This is a genomic window from bacterium 336/3, from assembly GCA_001281695.1.
Lineage (GTDB): Bacteria > Bacteroidota > Bacteroidia > Cytophagales > Thermonemataceae > Raineya.
On record LJIE01000001.1, the window covers coordinates 684,082 to 705,543 of the forward strand.

At 33.1% G+C, this 21,462-nt stretch carries 17 protein-coding genes and 1 pseudogene; 3 read left to right on the forward strand and 15 right to left on the reverse strand.

Translation table 11 applies throughout. The annotated features are described in order from the left end of the window. Window position 1 precedes the first annotated feature (1 nt). The 5 genes and pseudogenes from AD998_03235 to AD998_03255 all read right to left on the reverse strand — a co-directional run bounded on the left by AD998_03235 (window position 2) and on the right by AD998_03255 (window position 5,897). The gene (locus AD998_03235; protein KOY85299.1) at window positions 2-784 is read right to left on the reverse strand and encodes a LytTR family transcriptional regulator; all 783 of its coding nucleotides are present in this window, start codon (window positions 782-784) and stop codon (window positions 2-4) included. Next, window positions 781-1,797, reverse strand: a complete 1,017-nt coding sequence (locus AD998_03240; protein ID KOY85300.1) for a histidine kinase — start codon at window positions 1,795-1,797, stop codon at window positions 781-783. Before AD998_03240 ends, AD998_03235 begins: the two co-directional genes overlap by 4 nt. Before the next feature lie 287 nt (window positions 1,798-2,084). Beyond that, window positions 2,085-2,708 (reverse strand): annotated as a pseudogene (locus tag AD998_03245) (hypothetical protein). A gap of 20 nt (window positions 2,709-2,728) precedes the next feature. Beyond that, the gene (locus AD998_03250) at window positions 2,729-3,487 is read right to left on the reverse strand and encodes a hypothetical protein (GenBank protein KOY85301.1); all 759 of its coding nucleotides are present in this window, start codon (window positions 3,485-3,487) and stop codon (window positions 2,729-2,731) included. Window positions 3,488-3,527: 40 nt separating this feature from the next. Next, on the reverse strand, window positions 3,528-5,897 hold the full coding sequence (locus AD998_03255; GenBank protein ID KOY85302.1) for a hypothetical protein: 2,370 nt from the start codon (window positions 5,895-5,897) through the stop codon (window positions 3,528-3,530). A gap of 118 nt (window positions 5,898-6,015) precedes the next feature. Between AD998_03255 and AD998_03260 the strand changes: the two genes are divergently transcribed. Beyond that, window positions 6,016-6,789: a hypothetical protein gene (locus AD998_03260; protein KOY85303.1), complete on the forward strand. Its 774-nt coding sequence runs from the start codon at window positions 6,016-6,018 to the stop codon at window positions 6,787-6,789. 19 nt (window positions 6,790-6,808) lie between these two features. On the opposite strand, the gene AD998_03265 is transcribed toward AD998_03260, so the two are convergent. The 10 genes from AD998_03265 to AD998_03310 form a co-directional block, all read right to left on the reverse strand. Beyond that, window positions 6,809-7,300: a hypothetical protein gene (locus AD998_03265; protein KOY85304.1), complete on the reverse strand. Its 492-nt coding sequence runs from the start codon at window positions 7,298-7,300 to the stop codon at window positions 6,809-6,811. Window positions 7,301-7,438: 138 nt separating this feature from the next. Next, on the reverse strand, window positions 7,439-8,488 hold the full coding sequence (locus AD998_03270; protein ID KOY88029.1) for a hypothetical protein: 1,050 nt from the start codon (window positions 8,486-8,488) through the stop codon (window positions 7,439-7,441). Window positions 8,489-8,630: 142 nt separating this feature from the next. Continuing rightward, window positions 8,631-9,707: a hypothetical protein gene (locus AD998_03275; protein KOY85305.1), complete on the reverse strand. Its 1,077-nt coding sequence runs from the start codon at window positions 9,705-9,707 to the stop codon at window positions 8,631-8,633. Window positions 9,708-9,814: 107 nt separating this feature from the next. Continuing rightward, window positions 9,815-10,651, reverse strand: coding sequence for a dienelactone hydrolase (locus AD998_03280; protein ID KOY85306.1), 837 nt, complete (start codon window positions 10,649-10,651; stop codon window positions 9,815-9,817). Between the two features lie 64 nt (window positions 10,652-10,715). Further along, entirely contained in the window at window positions 10,716-11,345 is a 630-nt protein-coding gene (locus AD998_03285; GenBank protein KOY85307.1) for a hypothetical protein, read from the reverse strand. Further along, window positions 11,321-12,304, reverse strand: a complete 984-nt coding sequence (locus AD998_03290; GenBank protein KOY85308.1) for a Vi polysaccharide biosynthesis protein VipB/TviC — start codon at window positions 12,302-12,304, stop codon at window positions 11,321-11,323. Before AD998_03290 ends, AD998_03285 begins: the two co-directional genes overlap by 25 nt. A gap of 101 nt (window positions 12,305-12,405) precedes the next feature. Beyond that, a complete protein-coding gene (locus tag AD998_03295; protein ID KOY85309.1) occupies window positions 12,406-13,290 on the reverse strand; it encodes a hypothetical protein in 885 nt (294 codons plus the stop codon). Between the two features lie 6 nt (window positions 13,291-13,296). Next, a complete protein-coding gene (locus AD998_03300) occupies window positions 13,297-13,779 on the reverse strand; it encodes a 2-C-methyl-D-erythritol 2,4-cyclodiphosphate synthase (protein KOY85310.1) in 483 nt (160 codons plus the stop codon). Between the two features lie 48 nt (window positions 13,780-13,827). Further along, entirely contained in the window at window positions 13,828-15,705 is a 1,878-nt protein-coding gene (locus AD998_03305) for a peptidase M1 (GenBank protein ID KOY85311.1), read from the reverse strand. Window positions 15,706-15,795: 90 nt separating this feature from the next. Continuing rightward, entirely contained in the window at window positions 15,796-17,661 is a 1,866-nt protein-coding gene (locus tag AD998_03310) for a hypothetical protein (GenBank protein KOY85312.1), read from the reverse strand. A 44-nt stretch (window positions 17,662-17,705) separates the two neighbouring features. On the opposite strand from AD998_03310, the gene AD998_03315 reads away from it, so the two are divergent. Both AD998_03315 and AD998_03320 read left to right on the forward strand, forming a co-directional pair. After that, window positions 17,706-18,194 (forward strand): hypothetical protein, encoded by a 489-nt coding sequence (locus AD998_03315; GenBank protein ID KOY85313.1) that lies wholly within the window; start codon window positions 17,706-17,708, stop codon window positions 18,192-18,194. A 159-nt stretch (window positions 18,195-18,353) separates the two neighbouring features. Next, complete coding sequence (locus tag AD998_03320; GenBank protein KOY85314.1) at window positions 18,354-21,419, forward strand: hypothetical protein; 3,066 nt, start codon at window positions 18,354-18,356, stop codon at window positions 21,417-21,419. Window positions 21,420-21,462 lie beyond the last annotated feature (43 nt).

Here is a 21,462-nt window from a genome sequence, read left to right on the forward strand (position 1 = left end):
TTTAAGTTTTACTGCCAATTTCTAACCATTGCTGAAAAATAGGGCTTTTTTCTCGACTGACAATCACTTCTTCTGTGGATGTTGGCTCTAACTCTAATTTGAGTTTTCCATGAAAATACTGATGAATTTTGCTAATAGACTCTACAGAGGCAATAAATTGGCGATTCAACCTGAAAAAATGAGTAGGATTCAATAAGTCTTCTAACTCTTCAAGGGTATAATCTACCAGAAATTGTTTTCCTTCTTTGGAAATCAAACAAACCATTTTATTGGTTGAGTAGAAATAAGCAATCTGCTCTTGGGCAATAGGGATGAGTTGTTCTTGATGTTTTACCAAAAAACGTTGTTGATAACTCTTGGTTTTTTGCTGACTAATTTCTTGTAATAATGATGCTATTTTTGTACTATAATCTTGATTTTCAGTTTTATTGAAAAGTTCTTTGTACTTTTTGTAAGCTTGGATAAGCTCTTCTTGCTTAATAGGTTTTAATAAATAATCTATGCTTTTTACTTTGAAGGCTCTGATAGCGTATTCATCGTAAGAAGTTGTAAAAATAATAGGTGTATGAATAACTACTTGTTCAAAAATCTTAAAGCTAAGCCCGTCTGAGAGTTGTATATCAGAGAAAATTAAATCTATTTGAGGTTTTGAATTCAGAAATTCAATAGAATTCTCAATGCTATCCAAAGATGCAATAATTTCAGTGTCACCCAATGTCAGAATCATTTTGCTTAATCGTTCAGCAGCAGGATACTCATCTTCTATCAGAAGTATTTTGGTCATAGCAAAGGTATTTCAACTCTAAAAAAATCTTGATTTTTTTCTATAAAAATGTCTTTTTTGCTCAACAAGGCATAACGATTCTTTATATTTTCTAATCCTACTTTTGTAGATTTATAAAAAGTTTTTTTCTCCTGTAAATTATTTTGTACAGCCAAAATATTGTCATCAGCAAAAATATCAATCATTAAGGGCTTATCCTTAGAAATAATATTGTGTTTGATAGCATTTTCAACAAGCATTTGCAAGCTCAAAGGAGCTATTTTTTTCTGTAAAATTTCTGGAGCAATATGTTTTTCAAGTTGTATATTTTCTCTGAAACGAACTTTATTGAGATACATATAAGCATCCACAAAATCCATCTCTTCTTGAAGAGTTACCATATCTTTTTGCTTACTAACAAGAACATAACGATAAACATCTGCCAGTTTTTCTAAATATTTTTGAGCTTCTTGATTGGTTTCATCTATCAAAAAACTCAAGGTGTTTAAGCTATTGAATAAAAAATGAGGGTCTAATTGGTTTTTAAGCGACTCTAACTGCGATTGAACATTAGCTCTTGCCAAAGCCTCAGCCTTTTGGATGCCAGCTTTCCAAGACTGAAAAAAGAAAACACTTTCATAAATAAGAGTAACAATAATAGTAGGTATAAGCCCAATGGCAAGCCCAACCCAAATATTGGGTTTTGCACTTTCAGGCTTAATAACTCTACAAAATAAATCTAATAAAATGGTAATCAGAGAAGTATAAAGCAAAGAGAAAATAGTTTGGGTAATCAATCTTTGCTTAGTTTGCTCGAAACTTGGGTATTTTTCTATCAAAAAATGCATGATTTTCCTTAAGCCTTCCCAAATAAAAAAAGTATTTAGGAAAGCTATTAACAAACCCCATATGGCGTCAGATGAAAAGAAAACTTTATCATTCCAATGATAAGCAATATTGATACTCAGGCTAATAGTCGGTATTCCTATTAGTCTGGCTTTCAGATCGTTGATATGTGCTTTGGGTGAATTCACGATGTTTTTATTATAATATTAAAGATATAAAATAATCTTAATAAAAACTATTAACCTCTTATAGAAGTTTCAAAATCTTGGTTTTCAAATAAATCACTCCAAGTTTTTTCAGCATAATAATGTTCTTTGTCGTTTTCAAAATAGTTAAATAAAGCTGACAGTACTTTTAACTTAGAACTAAAAAGACTCAAAAATTTTATCATTCCTAATGGAGTAGATTGAATTTTGAGAGAAGGATTTTGTTTTTTAAGTTTCACAAAAACATCTTCATAAGTTTGGAGGTTTCTACCTTGTACAGCATAATGCTGGTTAAAAGCTTTTGGGTTGTCAATAGCTGAAACGACCAAATTGCTGTAATCCTCCAAATTTGTCCAATATTGAGTTACAGGCTTCCCAATCCATTGTATAGTATTGTTTTTTACATTGAAAAGCATACTATCTTCAAAAGAACTGGGATAAAAAATTGTAAAAGGAATAGAAGAGGATTCAATAAACTGATTTCCTTTTCTTTTGATTTCGTTTGGAAAAAAATAAGTTTTTAAATGTGTAGCCAATGGATAAGCTCCCAAAGCAGAAATCTTGATAATTTGCTCAATTCCTGCAAGTTCTGCTGCTTCTACAATATTCTTAATGCCTTCTCTTTCTTCGTAAAAAGACAGTTTGGTATTTAAGGTTTCTGTACTTAAATTGATATAAACCACCTGACAACCTTTAAACGCTTTTATAAGGCTGTTGATGTCTTCTAAATTGGCTTGTACTATTTCTATACTTTCTGGGAGTTTAGTACGTGCAAGGAGAGTATTTCTACTAATAGCTCTCACCGAAAAGCCTTTTTGAACCATTTTTTGTGCAACTGGTAAACCTAATCTGCCTGTTGCTCCGATAAACGCAATTTTAGTGTGATTTTTCATACATGTAGTATTTGAAATGTTTAAAATCTAAAGAATGCTTTTGCTTGTAAGGCTTGTATAAGTGTGTAAGCTGTGAAGCCAAAATAAAGAATACTCGCACCAATGGTTAAAGAAGTATTTCTCAAAAAATAAAATGAAAGAAGAGGAAGTATTTGTATAGCATGCATACCAAAAAAATGTGATACTCGTAAGTCTCCATATTTCAGACTCCATCCTAAAATGGGTAAACTTCTGCCTTCATGTACTGCTCCGACTGTATGAGTAAGCCTCGAACCCATTACAAATCCTTCCAAAGAAAAAATAACAAACATGACAAGGCTTAATCTGATTGCCCACACATAATAATTGGGTAATTCTGGAAATGTATTTTGAAAAAATAAAAAAGCAATGTAAGCTGTATAAATACTAACGGCTGTAGCAGCTATTGCCATCATACTATACATAAACGAATAAAAGGGGGTACCTACATTGAAATGAGATGTTTTTCCTCTAAAAGCCTGTAATGTAATATACACAATCTCAAAACCTAATAAGATAATAACAGCCCAACTGAATCTGGATGTATTAAATTGTGGTAAATAAGAGCAAAACCAAGCCATCGTCCAGCTATAAAAAAATGTTGATGCTGCAAATTTAAAAGGCTTAAACCATGCGTTTGTACCATTTACTTGTGTGCTGGAAGTGTAAGAAAGTATTAAAAACAAACAGGCTAAAACCAAACATACTATTCCAAATACAAATAACTCTATATTTCGATACTTTAATTCTTGTAAAAACATAGTTTTAGAGTGTTTAGAAGGAGCTATAAGCCCCTTCTGGTTAGAAAGTATATCTTACAAATGGTACAGGGAAGAAACCTTGCTGATATTGATTCACCAATGCATTGGTTCTTCTATTGTAAGTCTGCTGGAAAATATTTTGATTGTTGGTTAGGTTTTGTAAATCCAAAGAAAACTCTAAACTGCTCTTTTTGTAGTCTTTACGGTAACCAACCTTTATATCAGTTCTAAAATAAGGTGTTTGGCGAACTGAATAAGCTTTTTCGTTGTCATAAATGGCTTCACCAGCACTTTTTGATGCTTCAATATTTAGAGGTGTGAAAAACCTACCCCCAACAGTACTCACCTTGATATTCGCAATCAAAACATTATTTTTACGTAATTTCCACTCTTTGCCTGCTAGTACATTGAGTACATAATTGGTATTGAAAGCTGTATTGCGTTCTATGCCATCACTACCTTTGTATTTAGAGTCAAAAATAGAACCCGTAATCAGGAAATAATAATTGTTTTTGAAAGAACGCTCTATAGTCATCTCTACTCCATAATTATAGCCTGTACCATTGTTTACAAGGCTATCTTGCTCCACAGGGGCAAAATCAGCTCCTGTATTGAGTGTAGAAAATGAAGTGGCTCTTTGCTCTACAGGAATATCAAACAAAGATTGATAATAAGCCTCTGCTCTGAAGACCAACTTATCAGCAAGATTATTTTCATAACCCAATACAGCATGATGACTGCGTGTAAAATCTAAATCTTTGTTGGTGTAAGTAACTCCTTGAGCTGTTGGAGTGATTACATAAGAACTATAAATACTCTGAATTTGACTATGCAATCCATAACCAATACTCAATGATTGTTTAGGAGTAACCAAATATTTTAATCCTACACGAGGCTCTACTATATGCTGATTATTCAGGCTATAATGTTGCCAATGAGCACCTGTATTGAGTGTAAGAGATGGACTGAAACGATGTTTCCATTGTACATACCCTTGAGAAAGTGTCGTATTGTCTTCAATATCAATTCTGACAGCCTCCGCTACACCTCCACCAAAAATATCCTTGTTAAAAAGATTAAAGTTTAAAAAATCTACGTTTACCCCAGCTTGAAAGCTGTTTTTAGCATTCAATTTGTGATTGATTGTGAAAACGGTTGCATATTTTTGGGTAGAAAATTTGGCTTCTCCGTTTCTAAACTCCTCTCTTGTAATAACACTAATAGAATCACCTAAAAATCTCTGTTCTGTACCCATAATACCAAACGTGAGTTTAGCAAATGTTTTAGGGCTGATTTGATGTTCGTAGCTTGCTCCTAAAATGCCTGTTTTGAAGTTTACAATAGTATTAGAATTCTCATCACCAAATAAATTATTTTTGGTAGTATCTTCTTTGTTACCCAAGAAACTTACATCACTCATCCCTGCAAGACTAAACAACGTGAATTTCCCTTTTTTACCAACAGGTAGATTGATTTTTAAGTTAATATCCTGATAGTTAGGGGTTGCATTGCCTGTTCCAAAATTGATGCCCAAAGTGTTGAAAAGAGAAAGTGTAGAATAACGATAATTGATTAGAAAAGAACCTTTATAATTTTTAGAAAAAGGTCCTTCTGCACCTACTTCAAAACCATTGAAACCAATTTGCCCTACAAATTCGTGTTTATCAGTATTTCCATCTCTCAGGCGTAAATCAAATACACCAGCACTGGCGTTACCATATTGAGCAGGAAAAGCACTTGTGATAAAATCAGATTTTGCCAAAACGTTGTTATTGAGCATACTTACTGGACCACCAGTTGTCCCAAAAGCTGAAAAGTGATTGGGATTAGGAATGTTTAAACCTTCCATTTGCCAAAGCATGCCAGTAGGGGAGTTTCCACGTACCACAATATCATTTCTGGAGTCATTACCTGAAATAACACCTGCATAATTGGCTGCCATACGGCTTGGGTCACCCAAAGCACCTGCATAGCGTTTCGTCTCTTCTGTATTGAACGACCTAGCACTTAACGTAGTGTATTCGTTATTGGTTACAGAACCATCTTTGGTTCTGTCATAAGAAACTGTAATAGATTCAATTTCAGATAAATCTTCTTGTAAGTCAGCATTTAGATAAACTTCTTTACCTGCTGTTACCATAATATCAGCAAAAGTTTTTTCTTCATAACCTGTAAAGGATATTTTAAAAGTCTGTCTGCCCAAAGGAACATTTTCTATTTTGAAATAGCCTTGTTCATCTGAAACTGCTCCTTTTTTGAGCGTATCAGAGCCAATCAGTTGCACTAAAACACCTGCAAGAGGCTGTTTTGAGGCTTCATCAATAATTCTGCCTTTTACAGTTTGGGTGTTTTGAGAATAGCCTATCAAAAGTATCAACCAAAACAAAAGTGTAGTCCAAATCTTTTTCATAAAAATTATGTTTAGATGTTTGAACAAATTTGTGGGTTATCACTGAATCTAAAAATGTAAAACTTACCGAACCGTATAAACTCTGCCCCGAACCGTAAAAATTAGAAACCGAAAAAAAATGATAGATTTAAAAGAATTGTTAGAAGAGCAATATGAGTTGTATAATCAACCTAATTTTATACCCAACGACCCTATCAGTATTCCTCATCAATTTACTAAAAAACAAGATATTGAAATAGCAGGTTTGTTCGCTTCAGTACTTGCTTGGGGGCAACGCAAAACGATTATCAAGAAATGCACAGAACTCATGGAAAAAATGGATAACAGCCCTTATAAGTTTGCTTTAAATCATCAAGAATCAGATTTAAAGCGTTTTCTGAGCTTTAAACACCGAACCTTCAATGCAGAGGATACCTTGTATTTTATTCATTTCTTGAAATACTGGTATGGTAAAAATGAATCTTTGGAAACGGCTTTTAGTCAGCATCTTAAAAATACAGATGAAACCATTGAAAATGCTTTAATAGGTTTTGAAAAGCTATTTTTTAGCCTACCTGAAGCCCCCAAACGTACTCGAAAACATATTTCTACACCTGCTCGCAACTCTGCTTGTAAGCGTCTGTGTATGTATTTGCGTTGGATGGTGCGAAAAGATGATAAAGGTGTGGATTTTGGGATTTGGGAAAATATAAGTCCTTCTCAGCTCATCTGCCCCTGTGATGTGCATGTGGAGCGTATTGGAAGAGAGCTAAAACTCATTACACTTCCTAAAACCAACTGGAAAATGGCTCTGGAACTGACCAAAAACCTTAAAGATTTTGATGCCAATGACCCTGTAAAATATGATTTTGCTCTTTTTGGAACTGGTGTGATGGAGAAAATGAAAAAGTAAAAAAGTAAAAATATGCTATTTAATCATAACAATGTTCAAACCAAATCGTATTTCCACTATATGTAATACATCTGATATTGTGTTCCCAAATGGTCCATCCATTTTCATCAAAGTCAATCAATAAATAAGTTCCTTTGTGAAAATCTGCTTTAAATGCTACATACTCTTTTCTTTGAGTCAATAGTAAATGTATAGGGACATTGTTTAATTTATGTTTACTCTTAAACATAAAAACATTGCCTTGTGAAGAATTACAATTTTGTATATTTAAACATAAAGTAGTGAAAAGGGTATCTTTAATGTATATTTTAAGTGAATCGGGTAGATCTCCAGAACCATCTAAAACGAAATAAAGAAAAGTCTTATTCCTATATTGTTTTTTAATTTTTTCTTTATGTTTTTTATGAAAAATATAGTTTTTTTGGGTTAAGCCTTTTGCATTAAACCAAACTTGGCCATAACAAAAACTTATAGCTGATATTGCTAAAAGTAAAATAACCATCTTTTTCATCTTTTTCTTGTGACTTGATTAAATCATAAATATTATAATGGCTTCTCCAGCAAGCAAAAATATAATTTCATACTAAGATTAGTTAATATTTGTCAAGCATATATCATACTCATTAATCATTTGTTTTTTATAACTATTTTAAAAAGCTTCTGCCACACTAATATAATATTGTCCACCTTCACGACCATAGGCATAATCGAAACGAATATTAAGCCTTTCAGCAGGGTTAATCACAAAACGCAGACCTGTTCCGACAGAATATTTCAGTGTTCTGAAACGCAAATCAGAGGCTTTATTGAAAATATCACCAACTCCTGCAAAGGTTGTCAGTCCCAAACGCCAAACTAATGGAAATCTGTATTCTACCTGCGAAGCAATAAAATTCTTGTCTCTGAATCGGTTTTTAGGGTAGCCTCTCAAAATATCCTCACCACCCAGCGTGGACATATCTAAAAATGGAACATCACCAAATGTAAACTTGGCTTTGGTTTGGAAAGCAATAATATTTTTAGGCTTAATCTGCCAATATTTCTGATATGCCCCATTGATATTTACAAAATTGAAAGAGCTTCCTAAAATAGGAGTAAAAAAATAACTGGAAACTTCAGCCAGTGAGCCTTTATAAGCATTGATGATATTATCTCTTGTATCAATGACAGCTACAAAACCTAATGCTGAGCCTATACCACCTTTATAGCCAGAGATAGAACCACTTTCAAGAATGCCACCAGTTGTATATTTAAAACCATATTCTTTCTCAAATTCATAATCAAAACCAATAAAAAAATCGTGTTTAATCTTCTTTAAAAACATAGCCTTGATTTGCATCAGATTGTAGGCATATCTTTCTTCATTTTCTTTAGACGTATTATTTCCAATACCATAAAATCTATCAGGGAAATTACGAAAACGAATATCTCCTTTGAGTAAAAAATCTTCATTTCTTGTGAAAATATTCCATGTAGCCCAAACATCTGTCTGTTTATTTTGGGTATAATCTGCCAAAAATTGTACAAAAGAAGTTCGAGTTTCTTTCTCTAAAGAATCTTTGGGTGGAATTTTAAAATAATACACACCTGCCCCTCCAAATGCCCATCGGGTATCTGGCGTATAATAAATGAGTGGAAGAAAAAATAAACCTTTTTTTTCTGTACTGACAGTATCATCTAAACTAGAGAAGCCTAAAATTTTTTTCTTTTTCTGAGCATTTACAGAACTACACAGTCCCAAAAAAATAATAATGAAGAGAAGAAAAAGTATCTTCTTCGATATATAAGAAATCATGAATGTATATTTGAAAATCCAATATAAAAAATAAGAATTTAATCAATTACTTCTTATCCAATTTTATTCTCTCATCTCTGTTGGCTATTTCCCAAGCTGTCAGGAAAATGAGTTGGGCTATTTTAGTCATTTTGGGGTAATGAATTTTTTCAGGAGTATCAGTGGGTTTGTGATAATCTTCATGCAAACCACTAAAATAAAAAATGACAGGAATACCTTTTTTAGCAAAATTGTAATGGTCAGAACGGTAATAAAGCATTTCAGGATGACTTACATCATTGTAGGTATAATCGAGTTTGAGTTGTAAAGAGTTTTTGTTTACATCTTCTTGTAAGTTGTATAAATCCATAGAAAGTTTATCAGAGCCTATCAGATACACATAATCAGTAGTTTTGGTAGCTAAATATTTATCATCAATGCGTCCAATCATGTCTGTATTCAAATCTACAACAGTTTTATTGACAGGAAAAATAGGGTCAAAATCTGCATAATACTGCGAACCCAATAAACCCACTTCTTCGCCAGATACCAGCATAAATACAATGCTACGTCTTGGACCTTTTCCTGCTTTTTTTGCTTTCATAAAGGCTTCTGCCATTTCCAAAATAGAAGAAGTTCCCGAACCATTATCATCAGCACCATAATGAATTTTATTATCTTCAATGCCTATATGGTCGTAATGAGCAGAAATAATGACAAACTCATCTTTCTTGTCTGTGCCTTCAATCCAGCCTATTACGTTTTCAGTTTCGAGGGCTTCACTGGGGTTTCTGTTATCAGAATCCCTATTTCTATATAGAGCCATTCCCCAGCCAGATTTGACTACTTTAAACTTCTGAAAATAAGAACTATCTTTACCTGTTACAACAGCAGGCAATAAACCAATACGTTTCATTTCTTTGGCAATATATTTGGCAGCCTTTTTTTGTCCAATGCTGGCAGTCATTCTGCCTTGCATAGAGTCGGATGCAATAATATATAAATGCTTTTTTAAGTCATGAGAAGTAATTGTTTTGGCATAAAACCAAGCAGATGTATCTTTAATTGTAGATTGATAACCTGTGTTTTGAGCATACGATACAATACTGAAAAAAGAGGCAAAAAGAGTAAAGTAAAAACGCATAGAATCTAATTATTTGAAATCACAATATACAAATTTTATACCTATCCTCAATAAAAAACTCCTAAACAATTCAGGTTTAGGAGTTTTGGAGTAAAATAACCATTTAACTATTTTAATTTATTTCTGAAAAAGGCAATGGTTAGTTGATAAGCTTTTTCAGTAGCTTCTTTGTCATAATTGGGGTTACTTGGATTGGCAAAAGCATGTTCAGCATTGAAGCTATTGATAGATGCTTTTTTCTTTAGAGTCTGTAAATTCTTTTCAAATTCTGCTACAACTTCAGGGCTAATCCATTTTTCTTTGCTTGCAAAAATACCTAAAACAGGAGCTTTTAAGGTTTTAAGTTTTTCAACATCTTTTTCTGGCATACCGTAATACATTACACATGCTTTGGCTTGTTTACCAGCCAAAAGAGCAGTTTGTAAAGACCAGCCTCCACCAAAACACCAGCCAATTGTACCTATTTTAGCACTCTTACCAGCATAAGCAAAAGCTCCTTTGATAATAGTTTGTGCTCTTTCTGATTTTACAGCTTGCATATACTGGGCAGCTTCTTCACGAGAAGTAGCAACTTTTTTATCATAAAGGTCTAAGGCAATGACATTCACGTCTCCCAAATCGTTATAAATCTTTTCAGCCTCTCTCTTGATGTGGTCGTTCAAGCCCCACCACTCATGAATCACAAAAATATATTTCTTGGATGGTTTTGCAGCCTTCAATTCATAACCATAAGCTTCTGTGCCATCAGCAGCCTTGAAAGTAATGTCTTTTCCCACATCACTAATATGTTTGTAAGGTAAAGGCAAGTCATGGCTCATTCTAAAAGATTGCTCATCAGCCAATTCTGCAAAACTATTGGTTGCAGAAGGTACTTGACAACAAGTTTGGGCGTATAGTACTCCACCAAAAAGTGCCATCACAATTGATAATAAGATTTTTTTCATAAAATTTGAGTTTATGTGTTGTAACATTTAAGGAACACTATGAATATAGAAAAGGTTTTAGAAACTATTTCTTATTAGTATTTTTCTTAAACTTTTGTGTGGCAATCATGTGTAACATATCCTTTTTTACGAAATCTATCACAGGAGCAAGGGAGTCGTTTTCGGTAGCAGTTCTGAAATAAATAGCTGCTCTTAGAAAATGTTTTACAGAGTCAGTGGTATAAAACTGTAAATGGCTGGGAATTTCACCAGTAAGTCCCAAAGCCAAAACAGGTTGATTATCAGCATTTCTATGCTCATAATATTTCATAGCATCAGCTCTGTATAGGTGTTTGGAAGCAAGACGATGTGAGTCTTCAATAAGTTCCATTAACTTTTTTTGTGGGTCATCACTGATGTCTTTATAGGTAATTTGGATTTCAGCTCGTCCTAATTTTGGATAAATCACATGAATCCAATAAGGTTCAGCTATTTTGGAACTATCCTTACGAATAATTGCATGTTTAGAATATTCAAAAGTATAAGGATAAGTAGTATCCAAACCAACATATTCGCTTTTTGGTAAACTGATTCTGTTAAAGCCTTTGGGTTTAGGAGCAAAATTCTCTTCATCATCTCCGCAACTCCACAATACAAGAGATAATATGCAGGTATAAAGCAATTGTTTCATTATGCTTGATTTTTTAAGAACCATTCTATTGTTTTTTGTAAACCTTCTTTTGCAAAAACTTGAGGCTCATAGTCCAGTAAACTTTTGGCTTGTGAAATATCTGCCAAACTATCTTTTACATCACCTTTTCTTGCATCTCCAAAATAAGGTTCTATCTTTTTATCTAAAATTTCACGAATCAAATCAAATATTTCTTTTACAGAAAGTCGTTCGCCACAGGCTACATTATAAACCTTGTTGGGAGCTTCAGAATTTTTAGAAAACATAGCCTTGATATTGGCTTGTATAGCATTTTCTACAAATGTAAAATCTCTACTCTGTGAGCCATCTCCATTGATAGTAGGTGCTTGATTGTTCTTTAAAGCATTGATAAACAAAGGAATCACAGCAGCATATGCACCTTGAGGACTTTGCTTATATCCAAAAACATTGAAATAACGTAAACCAATACTTTCTGTGCCATAACTTTTAGCGAAAATTTCGGCATAAAGCTCATTGATATACTTTGTGAGAGCATAAGGAGATAAAGGTTTTCCTATTTGATTTTCTTGCTTGGGAAGAACGGGGCTATCACCATATACCGAAGAAGAAGATGCATAAACCAATCGCTTGACATTCTGTTCTTTACATGCCCATAGAATATTCAAAAAGCCTGTTACATTGGCTTCATTACTTGCAATAGGATTGTTGAGACTACGAGGTACAGAACCCAAAGCAGCCTGATGTGATACATAGTCTATTCCTTGACAAGCTTTCATGCAGGTCTCAGAATCAGTAATAGAACCTTCAATAAACTCAATCTGATTATTTTTAACAAAAGACTCTATATTCTTAAAGAAACCAGTAGAAAGGTTGTCTAAAACCCTGATTTTATTAGCTTTATGATAAACAAGATATTCTACAATATTTGAACCTATAAATCCAGCACCACCTGTAATTAAAAAATTATACTTGCTTAAATCTTCTTGATGAAAAGCGACCATTTTATATAGTTAATAAATTATAAGTGATGAGTCATGTGTTTTGATCTTTACATTTTATAGTATTCAATACGCATGGCTCACTTTTTTAATATTGCTCAAAGTTACAGATTTTTTTCAATTACATAAATCAGGCTTGAGGTATTGGTTTTACCAGCCTTGTTATTAGAAATAAAACCTCTCCACAATGCTTTGATATATTGTGTTTTACCTGTTTTATAACGACTGCTCAGTAAGCTAATATAATAAGCATCAAAAGGCATGGGACAAATAGCTTTTATACTACAGCCATGCTTTTTAAATAAACTTTCAATATCTTTTTTCTTGAAATGCCATAAATGTCTTGGAACATCGTAAGCTGCCCAATGTTCTTTAAAATACAAAGCATCATCACTTTCAGAATTTGGAACAGCTACAATAAGCTTTCCTCTCTCTGTTAGCAATTTTTTGAGTTTTTCAATTGTTTCGTTCAAATCAGGTACATGCTCCAATACATGCCACATTGTGATAGCATCATATTTTTTCCCCTCAGCTTCATCCAAACCTATAAAAATATTTTTTTGAGTTTGTTTTTCAGCAATACCTCTTGCATCTGCATCAGGCTCAACACCATCTACCTGCCAACCTGCTTGAATACAAGTATTTAAGAAAGCTCCCGTTCCACACCCATTGTCAAGCAAAGTTCCTTTGGTTTGGGTATATTTCTGAACCAACTTTAATTTATTTTTTAAAGCAATTTTGCGTACTCTATGATATACCCAATTGATAAGTCCCTTTTGTGTGTCAGAATGTGAAATATAATTATCTGATTTATAGTAGTTTCCTAATGTATCCAAAGAGGGACGAGGCGAAGTCAATAAAAACCCACAATTTTTACACTCTTGAATTTGAAAACTCTCTCTACTTACAGTATAATCTTTACATACCAAAAAAGGAGAAAACTCAGTATGATTACAAACTGGGCATTGGTAAATAATATCTTCTATCATAAACTTTTAGTCTTTTTTATAAACCAATGCAACGGCTGTAGCTGTAATGCCTTCTTTTCTGCCTACAAAACCTAAAGTTTCTGAGGTAGTGGCTTTTATGGACACATCTTCGGGTTCTACTTTCATGATTTTAGCCAAAATTTCTTGCATTTGAGGAATAAAAGGATTGATTTTAGGAGCTTCTAAACAAATCATGGCATCTACATTACCTACTGCATAACCTTTTTCTTCAATTTTAACCATTACTTCAGCAAGTAGTTTTTTACTATCAATACCTTTGTATTTAGGGTCTTTGTTAGAAAAATGGTAACCTATGTCTCTTAAAGCCAAAGCTCCCAAAAGGGCATCACAAATGGCGTGAATGAGTACATCAGCATCCGAATGCCCAACAGCTCCATGTGTATGTTCTATTTGTATTCCACCAAGCCAAAAAGGATGATTTTTAGCCAATTGATGAACATCGTAACCTTGTCCAATTCTAAATTTCATTGAAAATATGTTTAAATAAAAGGGCGAATGATTAGTTCGCCCTGCAATTTATTTCTTTTTACCTTTTAAATCTGTATTTTTTGTGTTTTTATAAGGGTAAGAGTTGTTATTTCTATCTACATCTGCCATTCTTTCTGTTGGGTCTATTTCTATTTTACTGATTTCTTTTACATCAGAACTGATTTTGAGAACATATTCAGGATAAACCCAAACCCAATCTTCCATGAGAGTGGTAGTAGCTCCACTCATTTCTTCTTTTTTCTCACCACGCATAATGTCTAATGGAATATAGTAACGTTCTTTCTTGCCACTTTTATACGTTACAACTAAATCTATGGGCATTGGCATATCTCCTTTACGTTCTAAAACTACATTAGTTTCATTATTTTCTGAGCTAACAGCCTTAATTCCATAATCAATAGTTTTAGATGTATAAACCCAATATTCTTTATACCAATCTAATTCCAAACCAGATACTTTTTCCATGATTCTGATAAAATCATTAGCATTGGGGTGTTTGAACTTCCAAGTTTCAAAATATTCTTTCATGCCTTTTTCAAAAGCATCTTTTCCTATCACATAACTTAACTGATACAAAAATGTAGAACCAATAGAATAACTACTGATACTGTATGCTCTATTTGTTCTATAATGGTCTGCATGTGTACTCAAAGGTTCATTCTGACCAGCTTTTACCAAAGCAAAATAATTTCTATAACTATCTACATGAGGATTGTCAGCATTTACATTGAAAATTTGATTCATTACAATATCTTCTGCAAATGTTGTAAATCCTTCATCCATCCAAGAATATAAACTTTCATTTGTACCCAAAACGCCATAATACCAGTTGTGTATAGATTCATGTACTGAAACCCCTACCAAGCCTTCTAATTCTCTATGTTTTCCTAAAATGAGTGTAGCCATAGGATACTCCATACCACCATCACCACCTTGTATAAATGAAAACTGTTCATAAGGATATTTCCCAAAACGTTCATTCATGATTTTGAATGATTTCACCATATAATCAGGCAATTGTTTCCATTTTTCTTCTACTTGGCGTTCTTTTTTGTAGAAAAAGTGCATTTCAGGTAAATCTGCTTCTTTACGAATGGTATGAGCAAAATCAGGGTCAGCAGCCCACATAAAATCATGGACATTGGGAGCTTTAAAATGCCAAGTAAGCTTATTTGAATTAGGTCTCTTTACAGCTTTTCCTTTTGTATCATAACCTTTGCCAATTTCTTGAGCATTTTGTAAATAGCCAGTCCCACCAACCATATAAGTAGAATCAATAGTGATTTTTACATCAAAATCACCCCAAATACCATAAAATTCTCTACCAACATAAGGATTAGCATGCCATCCCTGATAATCATATTCTGCCATTTTGGGATACCACTGAGCCATAGAATAACGAACTCCTTCAGCATTATCTCTTCCAGAACGTCTAATCTGGATAGGAACTTGTCCTTCAAATTCCATTTCAAAAGTTACTTGCGATTTGGGAGCAATAGGTTTTGCTAATGTAACTTCTAGAATTGTTCCTTCAATGGCATATTTTAAAGGTGTACCATCTTGTTTTAAAGAAAATATCTTCTGATAACCTATTTCATTATCTTTCAATTTAGAAATCCTATCACGTACACGCCCATCAGGGTCAGCAATGGTACGAGAACGCACATCCATAGCACTATTGGGCTGAAAGGCATTGAAGTACAAATGATAAAAAACTTTATCTAATGTTTCAGAAGAGTTGTTGAAATACACCAATTTCTGTTTCCCTTTGAAACGATTGGTTTGGACATCCATATCAATATCCATGGTGTATTGAACACGCTGTTGCCAACGGTCAGCTTGAGCAAAAGCCCCAAATGCTAACAAAAAAGCAAATTTTACTAAAAAATATCTGTTTTTATTCATTATGAGTGTAAATGATTGATGAATACGCAAAAAATAACGCAACAAAAGTAGAAAAAATTTTATGATTGTTATATAAAGCAAAATGTTTTATCAGTACAAATATTCCCAAGCACTTTGATAGGCATCTATTCTTTCAACATACTCTAAAAAATTTTTGAAAAAAGGATGACTTGCAAGTGTTGCAGAATCTCCAATAACAACTAATTTCTTTTTAGCTCTTGTAAGAGCCACATTGAGCCTTCGAGTATCAGCTAAGAAACCAATCTCATTCTTATCATTGCTTCTTACCAAACTAATAAAAACAGCTTCACTTTCTTGTCCCTGAAAGCTATCAACTGTTCCTACTCTTACATTTTCTGAATTTTCCAAAAGACTTTTTAAATAATTTACCTGAGCTTTGTAAGGACTAATGACAGCAATAGGAATAGAAAACCTACTTTTAAAATCATCCAAAATTTTGATGAGCAAATTTGCCTCTTCAGGATTTGATATACTTAGATTATCACCTTGTTTTTCTTCAAATCCACAACCAGCAGTATCTATAAATACAAAGGGGCGTTCTTGCTCGCTTAAAACAGTGTTTTTTACAGAATCATGAGCTATTAAATCATTATGGTAAAATTGTTCATTAGAGAAGCCCATAATATCTTCATGCATTCTGTATTGCACTTTAAGCATTACCGAAGTTTCTGGCTGTTTGTTAATCAAACGCTCCAACAAGGTCTTGCTTAACCCCATCTTTTCGGCTTCATACGATTTTACAGTAGGAGGGAGTTGACAGTGGTCACCAGCCAAAACTACCCTTTGGGCTTTACTAATAGGAATCCAAATAGCTGGGTCTAATGCCTGTGAAGCTTCATCAATAAAAACTGTATGATATTTTTTCTTGAAAACATAATGATGATTGGCACCTATTAAAGTTGTTGCAATTACTTGAGCATTATCCAAAATACTATCTGTAATGAAATTTTCTAATTTTTCAGCTTCTTGTGATGCACTTTTAGCTTCTTGAATTAGTAATTTACGTTGTTCTCGCTCACTTGCTCCAAAATTTCTTTTATATTTTTTACTCAAACTCCAATACTCATCTGCTTGTTTTCTAAGGGCTTTAATTTGTTTATACTGTGAATGACCAATTACTTTGTAATCTAAAGTGTTATTAACTACATTTTCACTTACTCTAATAGGATTACCAATACGTACAACTTGAACATTTTTTTGAACAAGTTTTTCCACAATCCAATCCAAAGCCAAATTACTGGCTGTGCATACCAACACTTGCTTTTCTGTTTTAAGTGTAAATGAAATAATTTCTGCAAGGGTAGTAGTTTTTCCTGTACCGGGTGGCCCATGAATAATAGCTATATCTTGGGCATTAACTGTCTTTTCAAGAGCCTCAATTTGAGAAAAGTTGAGTTGTGGATTTTGATAAAAATTTTGTTTTTGAATAAAATGGGCTTGCTTTTCACCAAGAAAAATCTCTCTCAATTCAGCCAAACGATTGTTCTCTGCAACAAGTACATTTTGGAGGATTTTATCCATTTCTTGATAGGTAGTTTCATCAAATAGAATATCAATACCCAATTTTCCTTCATCAAACCAATCAGGAAGTTCATCAACAGGTAGTACAATGGTCATGATATTTTGTCTTATTTTTTGAATAGTGCCCTGTATTCTATCTTTTTGAGCATTTTCTTGATTGGAAAATACAGAAACAGGCATTCCAGCCTGAAACTGATGTGGCTCATGGATGAGTTGTGTTCTTTCTACTTGAATTCTAATTTTATCAAAAACAAAGTCAGTTTCCAATAAGTTAATAGGATACCATGTAGTGCCTTGCAATTTACGTTCTTGTAAAGGTGTTTTGAGCATTTGCTCAGTATATAGTTGTAAATCTGTTTGCTTTTCTACTTGGAGGGCTTTAACTTGCTGGGCTAAAATTTCTTTTGAGGACATAATGGAGTATTTATAAAACTAGGATAACAATTAACAAAACAAATATGAATTTAATCATCGCATTCTTAAAAAATATTTCTTTCATCACATTTGCAGCAGTTTGGCTTATACTTAATAAAAGCTATCCCAAAGAGATTTATGTAGGTAGTTATATCAATATTATCCATAAAGATTGGGTTTTATATGTATCATTAGGCTTTGTGGGCGTATTTAATTTAATTATGATATTCTTTCTTCGTTTGTTACAAAATATTCCTATTGAAAAATTAAATATTCCCAATAATATTTTTTGGAAAGAAAATGAAATCAGCAAAGATGAATTTTATAAAGTATTAAAAGCTTGGTTTTTTACTTTCATGATAGCTATTAACTTGTATTCATCTTTCATGTTGTACAAAATATGGGATTTAAATGTCCAAAATGAGGTTAGAGATTTATCTTTGTATTGGATGTTGGGTATATTGATTGTTTTGATTTGGATTATATTCATTAGTTTTCGTTTCAAAATCAAAAAATACTCTATTTGGGACTGAGTTAATTTTATGAATTAACAAATGCTTAACAAACACAACCTAAGTAATAAAATTGCGATAATGCGAACTTAATCAAAAAAAAGTTTCGCATTTTTTTTATTTTTCAATAGGACTTACTACTTTTGAAAGAACCAACTTCTAAAAAATAAAGAAAAAGTTATGAAGAAAAAACTACTGTTTAGTTTTGTCTTTGTCTTAGCCTTTGTAATACAAGGTTTTGCACAAAGGACAGTGTCGGGAACGGTAACCGATGATAAAGCTCAAGCTGTAATTGGGGCAACTGTTTTCGTAAAAGGAAATACCAAGCTTGGAGCAGTTACTGATGTTGATGGTAAATATTCTATCAATGACGTTCCTAATGGTGCCATATTAGTGGTAAAAGCTGTGGATTTTAAAGATAAAGAGATAAATAGCGGTTCTCAAGCTGTTGTTAATTTTTCTCTAGAGCTAGATCAAATCCAACAAATTGAAGTTATTTCAACAGGTTATGGAGAAATAAGTTCTAGATCTTTTACTGGTTCAGCTGGGAAAGTAGGTAACAAAGAAATTGAAAATGTTCCTATTCAAAGTTTTGACCAAATATTACAAGGGCGTACACCAGGTGTTTTAGTACAAAGTTCTTCAGGACAGCCAGGTTCTCGTGCAACTGTATTAATCAGAGGTATAGGTTCTGTAAACAGTAGTACAGACCCCTTATACATTGTAGATGGTATTCCTATTGATGCAAACTTTTTTGGAACTTTAAACCCAAATGATTTTGAATCAATGAACGTACTTAAAGATGGACCAGCAGTAGCTATTTATGGTTCTCGTGGTGCCAATGGTGTAATCGTTGTAACCACTAAAAAAGGTGTAAAAGATAGGAATATATTCACATACAATGTTCAATATGGTGTAAGTACTCCTGATTATAATAGATTCCTACAAACACTCAATTCTAAAGAAAAAATTCAAGTAGAAAATGAAATAGGTTTAGGTTATTCTTTTGATAGGAATGGACTGGGAACACCTACAGATGGGGAGTTGGAAAATTTGGCTAATACATTTACTGATTGGAAAAAAGTATTATTTAAAAATGCAAGGACTGTACAACATGAAGTAACTGCTTCTGGAGGTTCTGAAAAATTAAGATATTTCGGTTCATTAAACTACTACGATCAAGAAGGAACAGTTGTAAATACGAACTTTAAACGTTACTCTGGCCGTTTGAATTTAGATTATGTTGATAAAAATTTTACATTCTCTTTCAAAAATACATTGTCTTTTACTAATCGTAACTTTACAGATGAAGGAAATACCTCTATTGGTTCTCCTATCAATGCTGTGTATTGGACAAATCCTTATGAAGTAATTTATGACCCAACTCATATTTCTGGTTATAATGTAATTAATACATCTCCATCTAATCAGCCAAACCCTTTAGAAGGACAAATGTTAAACCGTGATAAATCAGATGATATCAAAGGATTTTCTACAATTACCGCAGAATATCAAATACCATGGATTTCAGGTTTATCTGTAAGAACAAATTGGGGAGTAGATTTGAATTCTAGAGAAAATGAGGTATTAGATCATCCTTACCAAATCAACTATTTAAAAACAGAATTAGGAGGTACACGTTCTTCACAAAGAGACGGCTTTTTTCAAAGAAGTACTAGAAGGAGAATAGCATATACAGGAACCACTTCAATAAACTATATAAAAGATATTAATGCAGATAATTCTCTCAGAATATCTCTTTTCCAAGAAGTGGTTGCTCGTCAATTTCGTACATTTAATTTTACAGGTTTTGGCCTACAAAACCCTCTATTATTAAATGAGGCGGGTATTACAGCAGGTAGTGCTGCTCCTAATGACCCTGCAAATAATTATATTCCTACTGTTGGCGGTTTAACTACTAACAATGGTTTATTTTCTGTATTCTTAGATGGTAGTTATACATTCAAGAAAAAATACTCTTTGAGTGCTAATATTCGTAGAGATGGTTCTTCTAAACTCTTAAAAGATAATAGATATGTAACTACTTACTCTGTAGGAGCAAACTGGGTTATGTCAGATGAGGATTTCTTAAAAGGTTCTAAAGTAAGTAATCTACGTTTGAGAGCAAGTTATGCAACAACTGCAAATCAAGACTTAATCACAAATAGAGGTACAATAGCAGATGATTTCCCTGCCTTTGGCTTATATACACAAGGTGTTTATGCTGATGGATTAGCATTTTTCCAAAATAACGTCCCTGTTCCTGATTTGAAATGGGAAAGAAGATTAAAATCTAACTTTGGAGTTGATTTTGGTTTTTTTGAAAATAGAATTACGGGTTCAGTAAATTTATACAATGACGTGACTAAAGATTTGTTCTTTCCTAGACAATTATCAAGAACGTCAGGGTTTAGTAGTCTTCTTGTTAATGTGGGCGAATTGCGAAATAGAGGTATTGAATTCGAAATCGCTGCAGATGTTTTAAGAGTAGGTGATTTTACATGGAATTTAAGTGGTAATATTACATATAACCAAAATAAAGTTCTAAAAGTACTACCTGGTCAGGAGGAAATAGCAGGTACTATAGATATTATTAAGGTTGGTTATCCTCTTTATTCCACATACTTAGTGCAATATGCTGGTGTAAATCCTGCAAATGGTGATGGTCTTTTCTATGACCAAAATGGCAATATTACTCCTACTTTAGATGGGGATGCTCAGAAAATATATAAACCTCGTTTTCCAACAGTCTTTGGAGGTTTTACTTCTGCATTTAATTACAAAAACTTTAGTTTATCCGTATTTTTCTCTTATGCAACAGGACATCAGTTGTATAATAATGAAAAAACTAATATTGACAACCCTGGTTATTTACAAGATGGATTCTCTAGAGAAGTGTTACGTAGATGGCAAGAGCCTGGTGATATAACAGATTGGCCTCGTTTCCAAACAGCAGACGGAAGACTTACTGCATTTCAATATACTGAAGAAGGATCTGCTACAACTCGTTACTTAGAAGATGCTGGATATGTAAGACTTAGAAATTTACAAGTATCTTATAATTTACCAACAAAATGGACGGAAAAGGCTAAAATTAAGGGAGTAAGAGTCTTTGCTATTGGTCAAAACTTACTAACATTTACTCGCTGGACAGGTATTGATCCTGAAAGAGGTGGAGGAACTGCTACAGGAGCTTTGTACCCTGCTCTAAGAACTTACACTGTAGGAGCTAATGTTACATTCTAAACATTTTTAATGAAGTATTTTATGAAAATATCTTATATAAAGT